The organism is Peptacetobacter sp. AB845 (assembly GCF_047528295.1).
Lineage (GTDB): Bacteria > Bacillota > Clostridia > Peptostreptococcales > Peptostreptococcaceae > Peptacetobacter.
In genome coordinates this window covers 1,182,651-1,203,330 of record NZ_CP180001.1, presented here as the reverse complement: position 1 = coordinate 1,203,330, position 20,680 = coordinate 1,182,651, and the positions used below count along the sequence as shown (strand labels likewise).

Genomic DNA, 20,680 nt, shown 5'->3' with positions numbered 1-20,680 from the left:
TAAATTTTGTAACATTAAATTTTGATTTAGCCACACTTTTATCAAGAAAGAAATTTATAGTAGATTAGATAAAAAAAATAGCTGTTGCAAATTATTGCAACAGCTACATTTTTTATTCATTTATTGTTACTGAATCTTCTCCGTCTATTTCTGATAGTTTTACAGATATAAATTCATTTTTAGATGTAGGTACATTTTTTCCTACATAGTCTGCTCTTATTGGCAATTCTCTATGTCCTCTATCCACAAGCACAGCCAACTGTATAGCCTTAGGTCTACCATTATCTATAATATAGTCTAATGCAGCTCTTACAGTTCTTCCTGTATAAAGGACATCATCTATAAGTACTACAGTCTTTTTATCTATATCAAATGAAGTATTTTCATCGTGTAGAGTTCCTTCTACTCTTCTTTCGCTTATATCGTCTCTATATCTACTGATGTCTATTTCACCAACTGGTAGAGATGTACCTTCTATTTCTTCTATTTTTAGCTGTACTCTTTTAGCTAGCGGAATCCCCCTAGTTTTTACTCCAACAAGTACAAGGTCCTCTATACCTTTATTTTTTTCTATTATCTCGTGACTTATTCTAGTTATAGCCCTTGCCATAGCTTTTTCATCCATTAATTGAGCCTTTTCTATCATAACAAACTCTCCATTCTGAAAAATATTTACTTAATAATATATTCCTAATATTAATTATAGATATTTTCTAGTATTTTCTCAACTTTTCTAGAAGCTTCTGGAAATAATCTGGAAGCTCTGAATCAAATTCGACATATTCCTTTGTCGTTGGATGTATAAATCCTAATTTTTTAGCGTGAAGTGCCTGACCATTCAATTTTATTTTTGAATTTTTAGGCCCATACACTGGGTCTCCAACAAGAGGATGATTTATGGACATCGCATGAACTCTTATCTGATGAGTTCTTCCTGTCTCAAGTCTTGCTCTGACATGAGTATATCCGTTAAATCTCTCAATCACCTCAAAATGAGTTACCGCTCTTTTCCCATTTGGAACTATTGCCATCTTTAATCTATCCTTAGGATTTCTTCCTATAGGTCTATCAACTGTAACGTTGTCCTCCTTAAATACACCATGACAGATAAATTCATACTCCCTTGTTATAGAGTGATCCTTTAACTGTTCAGCTAAGCAATTGTGTGCGTTATTGTTCTTAGCTATCATAAGTATTCCAGATGTATCTTTGTCTATTCTATGAACTATACCAGGTCTAATTACTCCATTTATAGAAGAAAGATTGCCTTTACAGTGGTATAAAATAGCATTTACTAAAGTCCCCTCGTAATTTCCAGGTGCTGGATGTACAACCATTCCCTGAGGTTTGTTTACTATTATAATATCATCATCCTCATAAACAATCTCTATAGGAATATCCTGTGGCACAACCTCCAAAATCTTTGGCTTTGGAATCTCTATAACCACTTTATCTTCTTCTTTTACCAAATACTTAGCCTTCTCAACTTTTCCATTTACAGTTACCTTTTTATCTTTTATTATCTTTTGTATATAACTCCTAGACATATCGACGAATTGGTCTGAAAGATAAACATCTAATCTATCTCCTTCTTCGTCTTCCTCTACTAAAAACTCTCTTATTTCTTCGCAGTTGTCATCAGATAAATTTTCTTTCTTTATATTATCTACCATTGTACCTCCTATTAACTCGCAGGTTTTTAATTTACTCCTTCATATCCGAATACTTCCATATATAGAAACAAAGTAATATTGTTCCACAAACTACGAGTATATCGGCAAAATTAAAAACATATTGCCAAATTATTCTAAAATCAAAATAATCTACAACAAATCCCAGTCTAAGTCTATCTATTAAATTTCCTATTGCCCCAGAAACAATCATTATAACAGATGCTTTTCCTATTATGTTTATTTTTTCTTTGTTTTTATGTAGCCAATAAAGTCCAATAACTGTTGCAAGCCCTGCAATTATTACAAATATAATTTGGTTATTTTGAAGCATTCCAAATGCTGCTCCTCTATTTTCTACATAAGTTAGATGAAATACACCATCTATCACAGGTACACTTCCCTTAGCTTTAAGTAAATTTAAAACAGCGTACTTTATAGCTTGATCTATACCTATCAAAATGGCTATTATTACTTCATATATCAAAAAACCACCCCTATTTTTAGATTTTTTACTTTCATACATAATTATACCTATTTTATTATATCATAACAGTAGTTTACTTATTATTTCTTTTTAATTTTTAATATTGATTTTTTTGTAACATTTTCTTGATAATTTGTTGACATTATTTGTATTAAAGTGTATACTCTATTTGTAACTTGAAAATAACAGATTAACTTAAAAAATATATACTGTTAATCTTTAGTTCTACTTTCCCCAAAAGTAGGAATAACCTTACCCTTTTGATGAGCTTCGATGGCTCATTTTTTTTATGCAATTTTATATCTTATAGAAAACGCACTGTAAAATTTTTAAATAAAAATAAAAGCAACTAGAATATATCTAGCAAAATTTACGATATATTTTGAGTTGCTTTTAACAATATTTTAATAATTTTCGTATCTATTTATAACATCATCTAAATAAATATTTATCGCTCTTACAGTATCATATGTCTTTCCATTATCTTTATCCTTTACAGATTCTACATAATAAGTATAATCATAAGCATCACAGAATATTTTAAATGTATAATTTCCCATTCTATCATTAGTACTTATATAAACATAATATCCATTTTCAAATTCTTCACCCATGCTAAACTCACCTTCATACTGATAAACATCAGCAAATCTATATTCAGTATTTGGGAAAGAGCTATTTTTTAACCTTTCTACATATTCATCTAAAAATGATAGAGCCCCACTTGGTAAGTTTTTATTCACTTTATAATATCCTTTCGAATTATTTTCAAAGGTTCCATTTTCTGCATGTTTAGATGTTTCTTTGATAGGTTTTCTAGATTTATTGTATTTATATTCTTGTTTGTCTGAATTTTGATTGCTATCTTGATCACCCAAATATATTTCTGATGTCGATGTCAAAGTACTACCATAAGGCATATTATGTTTCTTCCTATATTCTTCATTCATTCCATTGATATAGCTAGTCTTCTTCTCTCCATCTAAATCCATTCCGTTTACTTTCATATCTCCAAACTCAACACCATCTACAAATCCACCAACAAATTTAAGATTTATCCTATTATCCTTTGTTTTATAATTTGTAACTACTCGCATTCCATCTAGCCCTGTCTTCCATATACCAAAATCTTTTCCATATAAATCATTTAGCATATCCTCTATGCTTATTCCTCTATATACAAAATTCTTTACTTTATATGTACAGAATTTATTAAATGCAAAAAATATAATTGCAACACTTACAAATACATATAAAATAGTCTTTAATCTCTCTTCTGTTCTTCTTTTCAACTTGGTACCTCCTTAAAATTATTTTTATTTATAGTAATAAGGTCTATACATTTCATAATCTATACTGTCCTGAGTATTAAAATAATGCCCTACCTTATTTGCATAAAGATTTACCAAATTATCTAAAAATGCGTTTTTACTTTCCTCACTTAGCACTTCTCCATCTATCCTAACACTTTCTACATATGGGTCTGCAAATATTCCACCTGCTATAGTTATAGATACAAAAGGTCCATAATATAGCTCAGATTTTAAAGATATTCCCTCTAGCCTACCTTCCCATATAGGATTCCAATTATCGTCTTCTCCATAAAAATTCATCAAAAGATTATTTATCTCTACACCGTCGTATTTAGAGTCTTTAACATAGTCAGCTGCTAACGTACATCCTCCCTTTACGATAACCCCCAATAAAATGAATACTATTAAAGTAGTCGCAAAAACTCTCAAAAATTTGAATCTCCTCAAATAAATCACTCCCATACAAATTTGTATTTATTATATTAATTAAAATTATATATTCTTTTATTTTTATTTTCAATCTATTATAAACTTTAATTAAGAAATATATTAGATATTATATTTTTTATACAAAAATAAGGACTTGATTCGATTGAAAATTTTTAATCGAAAACAAGTCCTATTTTTCAACATTAAAATATTAAATTTACAAGCTTATTAATATTTTCTTTCTAAGAAACCAACTTTTTTGTATACTTTTCTAAGAGTTTTTCTAGCTTTTGCTTCAGCTTTTCTAGCTCCTTCACAGTATATTTTTTCAAGATATTCCTTATCTTCTAAAAGAGCTAAATATTTCTGTCTCATAGGCTCTAATACGCTTATTATAACTTCAGCAGTATCTGCCTTAAAATCTCCATATCCTTTACCTTCATACATTTTAACTATCTCATCTATTGATTTTCCTGATAAAGCTGAGTATATATCAAGAAGATTTTTTATACCTGGCTGTTCTGGTGAATATCTTACAACACCTTCAGAGTCAGTTACACATTTTTTAATTTTTCTTCTTATTGTATCTGGGTCATCTTCAAGAAGTATAAATCCATTTACATTTTCATCAGATTTACTCATTTTTTTAGTAGGATCCTGTAAGCTCATTACTCTTGCAGCTTCTTTTGGGTAGTATCCTTCTGGTATTTTGAATGTATCTGAATATCTATTGTTGAATCTATTTGCTAAATCTCTTGCTAATTCAAGGTGCTGTTTCTGGTCATCCCCAACAGGTACTAAATCTGTCTGATAAAGAAGTATATCAGCAGCCATTAATACCGGATAAGTGAATAGACCTGCATTTAAGTTAGCTTCAGATTTCCGCGCTTTATCTTTGAACTGAGTCATTCTGTTTAACTCACCCATGTATGTCATTGTATTTAATACCCACATTAATTCAAGATGTTCTTTAACGTGTGACTGTATAAATATAGTATTTTTTTCTGGATCTAGTCCACAAGCTATATACTGAGCTAATAATTTTTTAGCGTTTTCTCTAAGAACTTTTGGCTCCTGAGGAACTGTTATAGCGTGTAAATCGACAACGCTAAAGAAACATTCGTATTCGTCCTGAAGTTTTATCCAGTTTTTTATCGCTCCTAGGTAGTTACCTAATGTCATTTTTCCTGATGGCTGAGCACCACTAAATATTACCTTTTTTTCGCTCATCGTAATCCCTCTTTCTATTTTAAACTTATAGTTATATTAGTTTTATATTTTGGATTTATGTTTTTATAAATTTTAATCTCAAAATCTCGCTATTATTTTCAAATATTAAAACTATGTTATTTCTTTAAGCTATGTTATTTCTTAAAACTATATCATTTCAAGCATATCCATAACTATATTAGCTGAAGTAACTGCTGCTTTTTTAGAGAATTCTTCAAAAGTAACATCTGCACTTCCGTCAGCTTTATCAGACATAGCTCTTATTATAACGTATGGAGTTTTGTTTAAATAACAAACGTGAGCCATTGCAGCTCCTTCCATTTCACAGCAGAATCCACCGAAGTCGTTTACTAATTCGTTTTTAGTTTCCATATCTGCAACGAATAAATCTCCAGTAGCTATTCTACCTTTCATAACATTATGTCCTTTATTTTCTTTAACTGCTGCATCAAAAGCTGCATTTATTAATCTTTCATCAGCTTTAAATTCTGAGCAATCCATTCTTGGTATAGTTCCTTTTGGATCCCCAAATGCTGATGCGTCCATATCGTATTCTATTGCATCTGTTGATATTACTATATCATTTACGTCTAATTCGTCGTTTAACGCACCTGCAACACCTATATTAACAAGAGCTTCTGCACCAAATTCACTTATTAATATCTGAGTACACATAGCAGAGTTTACTTTCCCAACTCCACATTTAACAACTACTACATCTTTTCCTCTTAATTTACCAACATAAAATTCAAGTCCTGCTTTTTCTACTTTTTCTTCTAATTCTATTTTTTCAAGAAGTAATGCTACTTCTTCTTCCATTGCACCTATTATTCCTATCTTGTTCATAATATCCTCCTAAAATTAATTTTTCCAATAAAAAAACGCCCTCGTGTCAAAAAACACTAGGACGATATTACCGCGGTACCACCTAAATTATACACTTATCGTGTATCTCTCTTCTGCGTAACGTGCAGCGACGGTTCGGCTACTATAATTCACCTATCTCCTCGTGGACCCATTCACCGAATCTATTTATGCTGCAATCTCAGCAACTTGCAACTCTCTGTATCAAACTCAACTCGACTACTCTCTCCAGTCTCAGGATTTATAATTTAAAATTTTCTATATTTTTATCATACAAGCAATCTTTTTTTCTGTCAAGAAAATAGCTTTAAATTTTCTACAATTTTCTAAAGGAATTTTAGACTCTCTATAGAATATATAAATAAACCAAAATTCATATAAATTGGTTAAAATCAAAATAAATTTTACCTATTAAAGGGGGACAAGATTATGATAATAACTACAACACCATCAGTAGAAGAATACAGAATAGTTGAATATAAAGGAATAACTTACGGAGAAGTTGTTTCAGGGGTTAACTTCTTCAAAGACTTTGCAGCTGGATTATCTAATATATTCGGTGGAAGATCAAATTCTTACGAAGACGAATTAAAAAATGCCAGAGAAAAAGCTCTTGAAGAATTAGAAGGAAGAGCAGCTGCAAGAGGTGCAAATGCAGTTGTTGGAGTTGACACAGACTATGAAGTACTAGGTGCTGACAATGGAATGCTAATGGTAACAGTATCTGGGACAGCAGTAGTAATAGAAAGAATATAATTGAGAAATGGGCTGTTGCAATATTTTGCAGCAGCCCATTTTTATATTATCTACTATAAATTTACTAGCTATTAAAGTGAATAAATCAAAATTTGGCACCCTTTGCTACTATGCGAAGCATATGAGATATAGACAAACTCTTCTCCAGGCTTCGACGCGTAAGCAAAAAACAGGTTTTATTCTCATTAAAATACGCGTCTGCAGATTGTCGAAAGAGTTTTGTCTATATAACTCATCTGCTACATATTATCAATAAGTTTTGCCAAATTTTGATTTAATACACCATTTATAAGTTAGTAAATTCATAACAGATAATATAAAAAATACATCATTTGCAAAATAATTGCAGCCAGTACATTTTGAATAATATTCTTACATATTACATACCTAAAATATAAATTTATAAGTTTATAAAAAATATATTATCAAAATAAATATTAGTATCATTCCTTATAATTATATACAATCCTTTTACTAACTTTTCCACTCACACTCTTTTCCAAATTTAATTTTGAGTAGATGTTCATGTGATGGATGTTGCAATATTTTATATCAGTACTTTGCGTAGTGTCAAGAATGAATTAAAGTAAACTATTTACATTCTTCATAAATTTTTCGGTGGAATAATTTATTATATAAAAGAAGAGGGATATAGCAAAAAAATACGACAATCTACAGACGCCATGCAACATATAAATGTGTTACATATATGGGCATGGCGTCGAAGCCTGTAGTGTTTTTGCTATACCCTCTTCTTTGCTATATTATATTATTCCTTTCATTGCTAGTACTAGCATCACACATGTTACTATTACAAGTACCGCTACAGCCATTACACCAGGATGAACTATCATTTTAGGTGCATCTTTAGCTTCTGATTTTAAAACTGTTCTTCTAAGTGCAGACACTATCGGTTTATAGATAAGTAAAATTATCGCTGAATCTATTCCACCTTTTATTAAGTTGAAAGGCATTATTGCAGGGACTAAAAGTTTTACAACCTCTGCTCTTGGAATTCCCATATATATCGGTGTTACTAAGTAGTTCCATAACATCATAATAACTGTAAGAAGTACTGTTCCTGATACTAAACCTATTATTGAGCCTCTTAAAGTTCTATCTTTTTTGTATATAAAAGCTGCTGTACAAGAAAACGCACATATAGAAATTATATTCATTATAAGTCCTATTATTCCATCTTCACTTATAGTTAAAAATTCTATAAATGCTGTTACTACAGCTACCATTAATGACATAAATGGTCCCCAAATAAATCCACCTATTGTTATAATTACGTTCTTTGGATCATATTCTAAGAATAATACCATAGGTATTCTTATAAATAATACTGCTGCAAATGCTAGTGCACTGAGCATTGCCACCCTTGTCATTGTTTTTGTCTTGCTTTCCATCATTTCTTCATCACTCCTAAAAATTTAAAATAAAAAACACCTGATAGACTAAGTGCCTTTCAGGTGTTGTAACTCTCTATAAAAAATTAATTTGATTTTTCATTAAATCTAAACTTTACTCTAGATTAATTTTTATAATTCTTTTTAATTATTCAATCATTAAATTTACTCTTAAAATTTATACACGATTTAAATTCTACAAAATCAAATTTAAAATAGATAATTATTAACACATCTTCTCTCATCCAGACTATACTGTCGGTTTTGGAATTTCACCAAATCCTGAATTGAACTTTTGCCAATTCCTGCGTTTTAAAAAAACGCTCGCGGACTATACCGCCGGTCGGGAATCTCACCCTGCCCTGAAGACATCTTAACTAATTCAGTTGTCTATTATTAAATTATCACAATTAAAAAATAAAATCAATACTATATTGACTTTAATAACCAATAAACATATAATCAAATTGTAGAAATAATACCCCTACAAGGTATATTACTTTTAAATTTTTAGGAGGAAGTATTATGAAAAAAATAATAAAAATAGATGGCATGGGATGCCAGCATTGTGTAAATAGAATAACTGAAGCACTTTCTGCTATAGACGGTGTAGATGTATTAGAAGTTAGTTTAGAAGATAAAAGTGCAACTGTTGATGTTGAAGAATCAATAGCTGACGAAACTTTAATGAATGCTATAGATGAAGAAGGATTTGAACCTATAGAATGTGTTTTAGCATAATATAAACTTGTTCACCAATTAAATATAATCATAAAAAAGAGCTTTTATCTCCATACAAGATAAAGCTCTTTTTTCATTTTTTCTTATATTTTATTTTTTCCTTACATTTTTTATTTTTCTATCTTTTTTATATTTTTCCGATGCTAAATATTATTTATTTTCTGCTCCTGATGAAGCTTCCTCTTTTTTTAGATTTCTCTGATTCTTAAATGTAAGCACTACTTTGAATAAATCTCCATCTGAACTTACCTTCATCTTACCGTCCTGAAGCTCTGTGAAGCTCTTAGCTATTGCAAGTCCAAGCCCACTTCCCTCAGTATTTCTTGATTTATCTCCTCTAACAAATCTTTCTGTTAGATTTTCAACATCGCAGTTTAATTCCTCTGCTGAAATATTCTTAAACTCTATCTCTGTATTTTCTGCATCTCTCTTAACATTTATGTATACTCTAGTGTATGGCATTGAGTATTTTGAGATATTAGATATTAAATTAGAGAATATGCGGAAAGTTCTCATACTATCTAATTCTAGTATCACCTTTTCTTCTGGGAAATTCCCCTTAACTTCTAAATGAGTTGCATTCAATTTGTCCTCAAGTTCTACTAAAGTCTGTTTGATTAAAGATACAACATCTACCTTCATAGGATTCATTTTAACATTTCCACTTGTGGCCTTACTTACTTCAAATAAGTCTTCAATAAGAAATTTTAATCTATTTGATTTTTTATCTATAGTATCAAGATATTTCTGTCTTTCTTCTTCTGTTATTCCCTCTTTTTTAAGAAGGTCTACATAAGTGATTATTGAAGTAAGTGGAGTTTTTAAATCGTGTGAAACATTAGTTATAAGCTCAGTTTTCATCTTCTGGCTCTTAACTTCTTCACTAACCGCTGCACTAAATCCTTTTTCTATATTTTCTAGGTTTTCTTTTATAGGATTGAATACTCCTAAATCTTCTTCTGGCACTGATCCAAAATCGCCATTTGCTATATCTTCAGTTATTGTTTCTAGTTTGTTGTAGTCTTCTAATACTTTGCCAAATTTTTTCTTTATTAAAATGTAAAGTATTACTGAATATATTGCTCCTGTGATTATACCAAATCCCCAAATTGAAGAACAAATTGTTATCGCTAGGAAGTTTACTCCTAATGCTGCTAATATGAATTTTTCATATCCATCTTTTAAATCTAGATTATTCATCCAGCTAAAGAACTTTTTAACCTTTGAAATCATCCATTTTACAACTCTAACTGTTATACAAGAATTGAATATTACTTTTCTATCACCCTTAGCAATCATATCTCTTAGATATATACCACCCATTAAGCATAGTGCAAATAATATCATCCAATATCCTAAATTACCTATCACTACTCCCCACGAAGCTGTAGTTGCTGATATAGGAACCATTTGCATAAGTATATTCGCCAATGAATCTGATGTACTAACATCTATAACCTGTATTGGATTTATCACAGTTGCAAACGCCGAAGATATTAAAAATACAAGTATCACTATCACTTCTATCGGAACTTTTATCACACTGCTCATTGCAAATACATCATTTCTTATGCTATTAGGTAAAACAAATCCTAATAAAGCATATACGCACATTATTATAATAGCTACCATTGCTATCTGATTTAATGTATGCATCTTATCCCCTGAAAGAAGATAATAAATTCCATTGTAATTATATCTGCTTGAATTATATGGATTAGATAATATAGTGAATGCATCTCTTTTTGTTAGCCCTATTGTAAAAGTCGCGTCTTTTATAGGAGGTAATTTATAACTTAAAGGACCTCCACCGCTATTATTGTGTAAATTTTGACTTCTTACCTTCCAGTCTGAAGTTGTTCCTAACATAGCACTTTCGCATTTATTTATATCTATTCCGTGTAAAGTTTTGAAGCTGTAGTTTCCGTCTTTATCAAAATCTAAAACCATGTAGAATAAATATTTGTCCAATATTTCTTCTGTTTTAGCACTACCTTCTTCATTTAACTGACTTAATGCCATTTTTCTGATAAGATCTAATTCATTTTTTTCATTTCCAATGTCCTTTTTGTTCGTTTTGTCATAAACATTATACTTGATAGGTTTATTGGCTGCATTTAAAGCTATTTCCGAATACTCCATATCATTTCCAAACGCTTCATTAAAGTCCTCTATTATATCTTCTTTTTTTAGTATTACATCTCCATCGTCATTCATTTCATCTGTTAATTCTTCTGGTGTACCTAAGTCTATGTCTATGTTTCCAAAGGCACTTTTAATATTTTCTTCTGTTAAAAATAAATCTGAAGGTTTATCTACATTCCCCTCACTACTCTTCAATTTCCAGTACATTGGATATATCTGATCTAAAAAATAACCAGCTGCATTTTCAGTATTTAAAATTTGGTCTTCTATTTTTAAATTATCCGTCATTTTTCTGTATGTGCTCATAACACCAAACGCACTTGCAAACAAAATAACTAATACGACTAAATTGGCTACTATTTTCTTTGATTTATCGTCTTTAGATTTTTTCAATTTTGTATCCAACTCCCCACACCACCTTTAAGTATCTTGGATTTTTCGGATCCAATTCTATTTTTTCTCTTATATTTCTTACATGTACCATTACAGTATCTGTGTTTATCGCAGCCTCATTCCAAACTCTTTCGTAAATTTCTTCTGCTGGAAATACTCTGCCAGGATTTTTTATAAGTAATCCTAAAATCTTAAATTCTATTGGAGTCAGTCTTACTGGATTTCCGTCAACAGAAACCTCTTTTGTATCGTCATTTAACTCAAGCCCTCCTATTGTATATATGTTCTCATTCACAGCTTCAACTTCTGTTGAGTTTGATTTTTGAATGTTCATATATTTTGTGTATCTTCTTAGCTGAGAATTTACTCTAGCCAAAAGTTCAAGAGGTTTGAAAGGTTTTGTAACGTAATCGTCTGCCCCTATGTTTAGTCCCATTATCTTGTCTACTTCTTCAGATTTTGCTGAAAGCATTATTATCGGGAAATTGTGATTTTCTCTAGCTTTCATAGTGAATGTTATCCCGTCCATTACAGGCATCATTATATCCACTATTGCTAAATGAATCTCTTCATTTTCTAAAACTTTAAGACCTTCCATTCCGTTGAAAGCTTTAAAAACATTGTATCCCTGATTTAATAAGTATATTTCAACAGCCTCTGCTATTTCTTTTTCATCTTCAACTACTAATATGTTATATGCGTTCATAATATTTCTCCTTTGTCGTATAATTTGTACTCTTTAATTATACAACAGTATGTAGCTTTTAGATGAAATTTTATTATTACTATAATTTTTATTGATATAAATAGATAATGGCTTTTTAAATTTTTTCCTTTCCATCTCCCAAACTTCCTTTCTCTCTTTTGTTAATTATATTGTATTGAATAATTTTAAAGATAGACTTTGTATATTTTTAAAGAATTTCTTAAGAGTTTCTATATATCAGGTTTAGTTTTTTGAATTAAGTCAAGTTTAGTTTTTTGAGTTAAGTTTATTGAATTGATTTTTATCATTATCTAGTTGTTAAATTTAATTTTACTTCATTAGTTTTTATCTTGATTGATTTTAACTTTTGCAATGATATAATTAAAATTAGAAAACTAATAAAAAGGGAGGACTTTCTATGTTTTGCGATTACCACACTCATACAATATTTAGCGACGATTCAGAATATCCAATGGAGGAATGTGTAAAAGACGCTATTTCTCTTGGAATTAAAGAAATTTGTTTTACAGACCATGTAGATTATGGGGTTAAGTACGATTTAAAAGATTTAAATCCAGAAGAAGTAGAAGGTAAGGTTTTAAATGTCGATTTTGAAAAATATTTTTCTGAATTAGATAGAGTTAGAGATTTATACAAAGATGATATAAGTATAAAAAATGGGCTTGAATTTGGAATTCAGAAACATACTATTCTAAAATATGAGGAATTATTTAAAAAATATCCTTTTGATTTTATAATAATGTCTGTTCATGAAATAGACGACAAAGAGCTTTGGAATTACTCATTTCAAGATGCTAAGACTGAAGAGGAATATTATAGACTATACTTTGAAAATTTATACTATCTTGTTCAAAATTACCATAACTACTCTGTCTTAGGACATTTAGATTTATTAAAAAGATATGACGAAAAAGACGGTTACAATCCATTTGTAGAAAATAAAGAGATTATAACTAAAATTTTAAAATACATAATTGCCGACGGAAAAGGAATTGAGCTAAACACTTCTTCTATAAAATACAAACTAGACAACCTAATGCCTTCAAGAGATATTTTAAAACTATACTTAGAATTAGGTGGAGAAATTTTAACTATTGGAAGTGATTCACACTCTAAAAAAGACCTTTGTAATTCTCATATAGAAGAATTAAAGCAGGAGCTTAGAGATATAGGCTTTAAAAAATTCTGCACATTTGAAAAAATGAAACCTATATTCCACGAATTATAATTTAAATTTATTTGTAAATTATTTTAACTATAAACGTAAATTATTTTAACTACAAATCAAAAAATTTTACAAACTTCATTTATTATACTTCAAATGCAAAAATAGCTGACTTCTCTGATATTACAAACATCAGATGTATTTAACTAAAATAAATGACGATAATTTTCTATAAAAAAACTCCTTTTGCTTGGCATTATTACTGAAATGAACTCGACAATGCGACTTGATCGCCTGGAGAGGAATTCAGTAATGATGGCTAGCTTTTAAAGGAGTTTTTTTAGAAATTATCGCCATTATTACTTAGTTAAACATATCTAGTTTTAATAACTCAGAGAAATCAGCTATTTTTGCATCATACTTCTCTACTGTATCAAATCCATATTCAGCATATACAAATGGTATTCTAACAAATTCAGCACTTCTCGCATCACCTTTTGTATCACCAACATAAACAGGATTTTTCAAATTATTTCTTTCTATCACTAATTTATTATTTTCGCCCTTCTGAAGACCTGTATTCTCAGCATTTTCAGTGTCCTCAAAATATTCTTCAAGTCTGTTTATTCTTAAAAATGCTTCAATATACCCCTTCTGGCAGTTACTTACTATAAATAATCTGTAGTCTTTAACAAGCTCATCAAGAGTTTCCTTTACATTAGGGAATATTTTCCCACCATTTCTTTCATCTATTTTCTGAGTTTCTACACTTGCACACTCATCCATCATTTTTATCCTAATTTCTTCAGGTATATGTCCTAACATCTGCTCCATTGCTTCATTGTAAGGAAGTCCCATATAACTTGCAACAATTTCACCAGTTAAACTAGCTTCAAATCCATATTTTACAAAAACTTCATTCCATATTTCTGCGACATCATCTCTTGTGTCCCACATTGTTCCGTCTAAGTCAAAAATTATAGAGTCTGGTCTGTTCATAATTTCCCTCACTTTTTTAATATTAATTTAAATTTTCAAAATCTATTTCCTTAATTATATCATTTTTAAACTGTTTTGAATATATTTTGTACTTATTTTGTATATACATATTACAAATATTATTTACATATCATTTACTTAATAATTTAAATTTCCCTTATCCTACTCTATTTTTTTAAATATTTTTTATATATTTTTACAAATATCATATATCTAAAGGTAATATTTATTTATATAAAAGTAAAATATATTTGACTTTTTGTATTATATATATTATATTAAAATCAAAGATAGGATAGAAACGAGGTGAGCAAATGCCTAAAAATTTAAAAATAAAATCAGCCAGAGCTGCATTAGATATGACACAAAAGGACTTAGCAGAAAAAGTCGGTGTAACTAGACAGACAATAAGTGCTATAGAAAAAGGAGATTACAATCCTACCATAAATTTATGCATCCAAATTTGCAAAGTTCTCGGAAAAACATTGGACGAATTATTCTGGGATAATGAATAAATTTTGGGATAATAAACAAAATTTTGAGATAATAAATAAAATTTTGGGATTAAAAATCGTTTTGTAATCTATACAAAGATATAAAAAATACGAAACATATAAAAAGATATAAAACAACATGATTGGAGGAAACTTTTATGAAAAATATATTTAGACGAAATTACTTAGATGAAATGCAAGAACAAAAATTATTAAAAATAGAAAGTCATGGTGTTTGGATTGCATTCTCATTACTTGTAATATCTATGTTTGTACAAATGGCATACGCAAATTACACTGGAACAGAGCCTCATATATTAGGAGAAGTTATAACATTTTTTGCATTAGACATATACATGCTATTTAGCTGCATAAAAAATGGAATATGGGCGAGATCTATAAAAGCCTCTAACAAAACAAATGCAATTGGAGCAATAATAGCAGGTGTAATAGTTGGGCTATTAAATGCATTCACATTTCCACTAGAAACTGAACAAGAAGTTGTTGGTACTTTCATAATGTCTGCACTATTTACAGGAATACTAACATACATCCTACTACAAATCTGTATGGCAGCAACAAACAAAAGAAGAAGCAAACTTGATGAAAGCGATGACGAAGAATAAAATCTAATCTCTAGCCCTCTTCAAAATAAAAAGTGGCTCAGAAATTGTTATTTTGAAATTTAAAACGGTTTATAAATGTAAAAAAGAAGAGGGAAATAGCCAAAGTACTCCCTCTTCTTTTTCTATTTATACTTCTTTTAAATTTCTAACAACAATAGCTGATCCATTTTTTATCTCTACTGTGCACTCTTCACCAAGCATCACATTAGATATTCCTCTAGGCTGAGCATAGTCCATAGTGAAATTATCAAGTGGGTACTCTAAATTGTAAAGACTAATTCCTGCTGCATCCCCTCTAATAGGAATAACAGATAAAGTATCTCCCTTATTACCCTTCACATTTAAACTACCATTATGAACAAGATAAAGTATCTCATCCTCAGTTATAATCCTTGGAGTCATACCTTTTCTTCTCATATAATCCAATAATTTCACATTTGCTAAAGTGTGGTCAATCCTTCCCCCAAGAGCTGCATACAAATCCACTTCCTTAGAGCCAAGCATATCGGCTAATATAATACAAAGCTCTGAATCTGTTTCATTCTTTTTCTCTGGGAATTTCTTAAATTCCACACCCTTCTCTTTGTAGTATTCTACAATTTCCGGATTTACCGAATCCAAATCACCTATTATATAACCTGGAGTCATACCCATTTTATAAACGTGATTTGCACCTCCATCCGCACAAATTATATTATCGTAATTCTCAGATTCTATCTTCTTTTTTATATCTTCATAATCGTAAATAGAACCATTTAAAAATATACAAGTTTTCAAATTTATATCACTCTGTTTCTAGTTTTATTTTAAGACACTAACTGTTTTATACTTAGTATTTTTATTTTATCAAATGTATACTATTTTGCGTTTTCTCTAAGATCTCTAACAGCTGCATCTATATCTTCTTTACCGAATATAGCAGAACCAGCAACACATACATCTGCACCAGCTTCTACTACTTCTTTTATGTTAGATGGTTTAACTCCACCATCAACTTCTATTTCAACATTTAGACCTCTTTCGTCTATCATTTTTCTAAGTTCTCTTATTTTTTCAGTTACACATGGTATGTATGACTGTCCACCGAATCCTGGGTTAACAGACATTAAAAGAACCATATCAACGTCATCAAGAACGTATTTTATAGTATCTAAAGATGTAGCTGGGTTTAAAACAACCCCTGCTTTTATACCATGAGATTTTATGTTCTGTATAGTTCTGTGAAGATGAGTACAAGCTTCAACGTGAACTGTTATTATATCACATCCTGCTTTTACGAATTCTTCTATGTAGTTATCTGGATTTTCTATCATAAGATGAGCATCAAATACCATATTTACATCTTTTCTTAAACTTTTAACTATTGCTGGTCCAAGAGTTATATTTGGTACAAAATGTCCGTCCATAACATCTATGTGAAGATACTCACATCCTGCTTTTTCAACTTTCTTTACGTCTTCTAGTAATCTAGCAAAATCTGCTGATAATATTGATGGCGCTAATTTAACCATAACTAATACCTCCTACTGTTTTTCTGTCTTATTTCGTTTAATAACTGTAGATAACTTTCATATCTCTGTTTTGATATCTCCCCATTTTCTACAGCCTCTTTTACGTCGCAAGCTGGCTCATTTTCGTGTACACATTTAGAGCCGAATTTGCATTCGTCATATTTATCGAATTCAATGAAATACTCTTTTAATTCCATTTCATCAATTCCATCTAATTCAAGTGAGCTAAATCCTGGAGTATCTGCTACAATTCCTCCACATTCTAATTTTAATAGCTCTGCATGTCTAGTGGTATGTCTACCCCTACCAATTTTTTCACTTACTGTTCCTGTTTTTAACTGGAAGCTTTCATCTATCTGGTTTAATAAACTAGATTTACCAACACCTGAAGGGCCAGCAAACACAACAGTATTTCCTTTTAATTCTTCTTTTACTTTTTCTATGTTTATATGTTTTTCGCTGCTTACAGGTATAACCTTGTACCCAGCTTTTTCATATATTTCAACTAGTTCATCTAATGAGCCATCGTCTAAATCCATCTTAGTAAATATAATCACTATCTCAAGATTTTCTCTTTCGGCATGGACAATAAATCTATCTAAAAGAGATAAATTAGGTTTTGGATCTTTAACGGCAAACACAATTAGAGCCTTGTCTACATTTGCAATAGGTGGTCTAACAAGCTCAGTTTCTCTTTCCTCAATTGTTTCAACAACACCTTTTTTATTTTCCTCATCTACTATGCTTATCTCAACATTATCTCCAACAAGAGGTGTAATTTTTTGCTTTCTAAAAATTCCTCTAGCCTTGCATTCATATAAACCGTTTTCTGTATCTACATAGTAAAATCCGCTAAGACCTTTAATTATTTTTCCCTTTAGCATTCAATCTCTCCTTTTTATATAAGTTCTTACTCTTTCTATTTTATCATACTTCCTATTTTTATTCTTTAAATACTTCTATTTTTTATTCTTTAATTTTCTAAAAAGTACACTAATGTATTAAAATCCTTTTGAAAAAATAATCTAGTAAATTTTTATTTATAATTTAAGCACCAATAAAGCTTTAGTCATTATAATATTTTTAGAATATGATATAATAAGAATTGTTTGATTTTAAGATTTTTTAAAAGAGATTTTTTTTAAGATTGATTATTTAATTTAACATGATTGATTATTAATACAGAAAAAATTGATTAATTAATTTAATATGATTAATTATTTAATACGAAAAAGGGTGATTGTTTAATATGAAAGAAAAAAATTTGAGGATGACAGCTTTTAAAGCTCTCGGCATAATTGTCGTTGTAAGCTGCCATTTAGATGAAAATTTATTTAATTTGATAGGAATACCGATAACTTCGAGCAGGGAACTTTTCCCAGAATACTCGTATCATATACCTCTGTTTATATTCGCTTCTGGGTATTTTTACAAAAGAATATACGAAAGCGATTATATAACATTGGTTAAAAAAAGATTTAAAAACATAACTAAATACTATAAGGCAAATTTATTCTACTTCTTCCTTACTTTAGTTTTGGTTGGATTTGGAATTTTAGAAAGAGAAATACACTTTAATCTACACAGTATTTTTATAGAACCATTTTTAGGAGGATTCCAGTTCTACTTTAATGGTCCTGGATGGTTTGTTCCATTCTTATTCACTGTGCGGATTGTCTTTCCACTTACAAGAAGATTCTTCTCTTTATTTGTAAAATCATTCAAATCTGGAGAGGAAAAGAAATTACTTGATGAAAGTGTGTTTACGATATTTCTTTGCATAATAGGGTTATTTGCAGCACATTTAGCAAATACCTATCCTGTAAAAAATCAGGATGTAACACTATTCCACGCAATACTAAGAACTGCGTGGGGACTTCAATATATGCAGATAGGTCTATTCTTTAAAGAATTTGTAGAAGAACATATAAAATACACATTTAAAGGTTTTGTCGCTATAGTTACTACAAAAGCGGTATTTTATCGGATATTTGGATACTGCACATTCTCACTTAGAACTGTAAGCTTCAATGGACACACATTCATAAGCTTATTCACTTCTATACTGGGAATACTATACGTTCTGTACCTATCAGAATTCTTGTGCAGACTAGCACTAAGATTCAAAAGAAGATTACCAGAACTAATCAACTTTATAGGAAACAACACTTGGAGCATAATGATACACCACTTATTAATAAAATGGCTCCTAACACAATTTGCAGATACAGGAATACTAGGAAACTCAAGAGAACTATTTGACTACTTCATCTCTCCTGTACTATGCCTAGTACTACCACTTGTATTCGTATACATCTGCAACAAAATAAATGAAAAAAGAACAATAGCATAACTACTCTTTGCTCTAAGGCTTTTTACACCCTTCCCCCTCACAAACGATTAACATATAACTTACTAAAAAGAAAAAAATTGGCTACTCACAAGAATTTTGTAAGTAGCCTTTTTTAAGACTTAAACACAAGTAGCTCGCACCGACAATTCTGCAAGCGCCCCACATCATTGAAATGTGTTACATAAAGAAGTGGGGCGCTGAAGCCTGGAGAGCGAATACTTGTGTTAAGTCAAAAGGGCTACCACAAAATTCTTTGCAGTAGCCCAGTTTTTCTTTTTACAGTAAATTTATATATTAATCGTTAGCATTTAACCAATCTATTAATAGGTTTATGTATTTTTCGTTGTCTTCAACGAAGCACATGTGACGACAATCTCTGAATAATTCCCATTTTGAATTAGGTATTCTGTCGTACATATATTTAGCTATATATGGAGTACATAAGTCGTTTCCTCCTGATATAACTAATGCTGGTTCTTTTATATCTTTTAACTGTTCTGTAACATCGTAAGTTTTTAATGTTCCAAGAGGAGTAAATTCATTTGGTCCCCAACCAACTACATATGATTCTCCACCTTTTTTAACTGGTCTAGTTAAACATTCTGGATCTCCTTCACCGTAAGAACCTGCAGCGTGACGTCTCATGTATTCAGCTTCAGCTGCCTGATATTCTGGAGAAGAATAATCATTGTTTGAAGTTGCGTAGTCTATTGCTTCCTGCATTTCTTCAGGAAGGAATTTTATCATTCTATGCCGTTCCTGTCCCCACATCCAAGATGCTGGTAGTGTACTAGAAAGTATTATACTTTTAACACCTTCTGGTTTGTAGTTGCATATATATTCAAGAAGCTGCATTCCACCCCAAGACTGTCCAAGTATATGAACTTCATCAAGTCCTAAGTGTTTTCTTAAAGACATTAATTCTTCTATCCAAACTTCTTTTGTCCATAGGTCAGGTCTACCATCTACATATGATTCACCGCAACCTATCTGGTCGTACATTATTATCTGTCTGTTGTCCATTTCAGCCATTTTGTCTAACACTTCAAAGTAGTTGTGTGTAGACCCTGGTCCACCATGAAGTAATATTATAGGAGCTTTTTCTGGATTTGGTTCCCCTACTATACGATAATATGTTTTGTACTCTTTGAAAGGCATGTAACCTTCTACTATTTTCATTGCATTCACTCCTCACTTGTGATCTTTGCTATTTACTAAAATAACATCTTGTAAATTAGCCATTTGACTATATTATAACAATACTAGAATACTTTTACAAGTAATTTTATAATAGTATTTCTAAATATCAACATATATATTTAAAATAAGAAAACGTTTTTTATACTTAATTATAATATTTTACAA

Annotated in this window: 21 protein-coding genes, 1 riboswitch and 1 other annotated feature; of the genes, 6 read left to right on the top strand and 15 right to left on the bottom strand. The window is 30.2% G+C overall.

Features of this window, described 5'->3' with window-relative positions; translation table 11 throughout:
* Positions 1-112: 112 nt before the first annotated feature.
* The 7 genes from pyrR to ACK2WO_RS05600 form a co-directional block, all read right to left on the bottom strand.
* Positions 113-646, bottom strand: coding sequence for a bifunctional pyr operon transcriptional regulator/uracil phosphoribosyltransferase PyrR (pyrR, locus tag ACK2WO_RS05630; RefSeq protein ID WP_414698681.1), 534 nt, complete (start codon positions 644-646; stop codon positions 113-115).
* A 67-nt stretch (positions 647-713) separates the two neighbouring features.
* Positions 714-1,673, bottom strand: a complete 960-nt coding sequence (locus ACK2WO_RS05625; protein ID WP_414698680.1) for an RluA family pseudouridine synthase — start codon at positions 1,671-1,673, stop codon at positions 714-716.
* A 31-nt stretch (positions 1,674-1,704) separates the two neighbouring features.
* Positions 1,705-2,157 (bottom strand): signal peptidase II, encoded by a 453-nt coding sequence (gene lspA, locus ACK2WO_RS05620; protein ID WP_414698679.1) that lies wholly within the window; start codon positions 2,155-2,157, stop codon positions 1,705-1,707.
* A gap of 404 nt (positions 2,158-2,561) precedes the next feature.
* Positions 2,562-3,449 (bottom strand): hypothetical protein, encoded by an 888-nt coding sequence (locus tag ACK2WO_RS05615; RefSeq protein WP_414698678.1) that lies wholly within the window; start codon positions 3,447-3,449, stop codon positions 2,562-2,564.
* A gap of 24 nt (positions 3,450-3,473) precedes the next feature.
* The gene (locus tag ACK2WO_RS05610; protein WP_414698677.1) at positions 3,474-3,899 is read right to left on the bottom strand and encodes a hypothetical protein; all 426 of its coding nucleotides are present in this window, start codon (positions 3,897-3,899) and stop codon (positions 3,474-3,476) included.
* Positions 3,900-4,127: 228 nt separating this feature from the next.
* Complete coding sequence (gene trpS, locus ACK2WO_RS05605) at positions 4,128-5,129, bottom strand: tryptophan--tRNA ligase (RefSeq protein ID WP_414698676.1); 1,002 nt, start codon at positions 5,127-5,129, stop codon at positions 4,128-4,130.
* Between the two features lie 147 nt (positions 5,130-5,276).
* On the bottom strand, positions 5,277-5,975 hold the full coding sequence (locus tag ACK2WO_RS05600) for a 5'-methylthioadenosine/adenosylhomocysteine nucleosidase (protein ID WP_006440033.1): 699 nt from the start codon (positions 5,973-5,975) through the stop codon (positions 5,277-5,279).
* 54 nt (positions 5,976-6,029) lie between these two features.
* Positions 6,030-6,238, bottom strand: a binding site (T-box leader).
* Between the two features lie 184 nt (positions 6,239-6,422).
* On the opposite strand from ACK2WO_RS05600, the gene ACK2WO_RS05595 reads away from it, so the two are divergent.
* A complete protein-coding gene (locus tag ACK2WO_RS05595) occupies positions 6,423-6,749 on the top strand; it encodes a putative heavy metal-binding protein (RefSeq protein WP_414698675.1) in 327 nt (108 codons plus the stop codon).
* A gap of 764 nt (positions 6,750-7,513) precedes the next feature.
* Here the strand turns inward: ACK2WO_RS05595 and ACK2WO_RS05590 are convergent.
* Positions 7,514-8,164 carry an ECF transporter S component gene (locus ACK2WO_RS05590; RefSeq protein WP_414698674.1) on the bottom strand — a complete coding sequence of 217 codons (651 nt, stop codon included), beginning with the start codon at positions 8,162-8,164 and terminating at the stop codon, positions 7,514-7,516.
* Between the two features lie 226 nt (positions 8,165-8,390).
* Positions 8,391-8,535: riboswitch (FMN riboswitch) on the bottom strand.
* 151 nt (positions 8,536-8,686) lie between these two features.
* On the opposite strand from ACK2WO_RS05590, the gene ACK2WO_RS05585 reads away from it, so the two are divergent.
* Entirely contained in the window at positions 8,687-8,902 is a 216-nt protein-coding gene (locus tag ACK2WO_RS05585; protein ID WP_414698673.1) for a heavy-metal-associated domain-containing protein, read from the top strand.
* 150 nt (positions 8,903-9,052) lie between these two features.
* Here the strand turns inward: ACK2WO_RS05585 and ACK2WO_RS05580 are convergent, their stop codons facing one another.
* Positions 9,053-11,452 (bottom strand): histidine kinase dimerization/phospho-acceptor domain-containing protein, encoded by a 2,400-nt coding sequence (locus ACK2WO_RS05580; RefSeq protein WP_414698672.1) that lies wholly within the window; start codon positions 11,450-11,452, stop codon positions 9,053-9,055.
* Positions 11,427-12,146 carry a response regulator transcription factor gene (locus tag ACK2WO_RS05575; protein ID WP_414698671.1) on the bottom strand — a complete coding sequence of 240 codons (720 nt, stop codon included), beginning with the start codon at positions 12,144-12,146 and terminating at the stop codon, positions 11,427-11,429. Before ACK2WO_RS05575 ends, ACK2WO_RS05580 begins: the two co-directional genes overlap by 26 nt.
* 418 nt (positions 12,147-12,564) lie before the next feature.
* On the opposite strand from ACK2WO_RS05575, the gene ACK2WO_RS05570 reads away from it, so the two are divergent.
* A complete protein-coding gene (locus ACK2WO_RS05570) occupies positions 12,565-13,395 on the top strand; it encodes a histidinol-phosphatase HisJ family protein (protein WP_414698670.1) in 831 nt (276 codons plus the stop codon).
* A gap of 300 nt (positions 13,396-13,695) precedes the next feature.
* On the opposite strand, the gene ACK2WO_RS05565 is transcribed toward ACK2WO_RS05570, so the two are convergent.
* Positions 13,696-14,331, bottom strand: coding sequence for an HAD family hydrolase (locus ACK2WO_RS05565; RefSeq protein ID WP_414698669.1), 636 nt, complete (start codon positions 14,329-14,331; stop codon positions 13,696-13,698).
* Between the two features lie 314 nt (positions 14,332-14,645).
* Between ACK2WO_RS05565 and ACK2WO_RS05560 the strand changes: the two genes are divergently transcribed.
* On the top strand, positions 14,646-14,846 hold the full coding sequence (locus ACK2WO_RS05560; RefSeq protein WP_006440023.1) for a helix-turn-helix transcriptional regulator: 201 nt from the start codon (positions 14,646-14,648) through the stop codon (positions 14,844-14,846).
* 137 nt (positions 14,847-14,983) lie between these two features.
* Complete coding sequence (locus tag ACK2WO_RS05555; RefSeq protein ID WP_414698668.1) at positions 14,984-15,451, top strand: DUF6773 family protein; 468 nt, start codon at positions 14,984-14,986, stop codon at positions 15,449-15,451.
* 126 nt (positions 15,452-15,577) lie between these two features.
* Here the strand turns inward: ACK2WO_RS05555 and ACK2WO_RS05550 are convergent, their stop codons facing one another.
* The 3 genes from ACK2WO_RS05550 to rsgA all read right to left on the bottom strand — a co-directional run bounded on the left by ACK2WO_RS05550 (position 15,578) and on the right by rsgA (position 17,846).
* The gene (locus ACK2WO_RS05550; protein WP_414698667.1) at positions 15,578-16,228 is read right to left on the bottom strand and encodes a thiamine diphosphokinase; all 651 of its coding nucleotides are present in this window, start codon (positions 16,226-16,228) and stop codon (positions 15,578-15,580) included.
* Between the two features lie 80 nt (positions 16,229-16,308).
* On the bottom strand, positions 16,309-16,962 hold the full coding sequence (rpe, locus tag ACK2WO_RS05545) for a ribulose-phosphate 3-epimerase (RefSeq protein ID WP_414698666.1): 654 nt from the start codon (positions 16,960-16,962) through the stop codon (positions 16,309-16,311).
* Between the two features lie 2 nt (positions 16,963-16,964).
* Complete coding sequence (gene rsgA, locus ACK2WO_RS05540; RefSeq protein WP_414698665.1) at positions 16,965-17,846, bottom strand: ribosome small subunit-dependent GTPase A; 882 nt, start codon at positions 17,844-17,846, stop codon at positions 16,965-16,967.
* Positions 17,847-18,211: 365 nt separating this feature from the next.
* Here rsgA and ACK2WO_RS05535 point away from each other — a divergent pair, with 365 nt between their 5' ends.
* Positions 18,212-19,315 (top strand): acyltransferase family protein, encoded by a 1,104-nt coding sequence (locus ACK2WO_RS05535; protein ID WP_414698664.1) that lies wholly within the window; start codon positions 18,212-18,214, stop codon positions 19,313-19,315.
* A gap of 294 nt (positions 19,316-19,609) precedes the next feature.
* Here ACK2WO_RS05535 and pepI read toward each other — a convergent pair whose 3' ends face one another.
* The gene (gene pepI / locus ACK2WO_RS05530) at positions 19,610-20,494 is read right to left on the bottom strand and encodes a proline iminopeptidase (protein WP_178411367.1); all 885 of its coding nucleotides are present in this window, start codon (positions 20,492-20,494) and stop codon (positions 19,610-19,612) included.
* Positions 20,495-20,680: the final 186 nt, after the last annotated feature.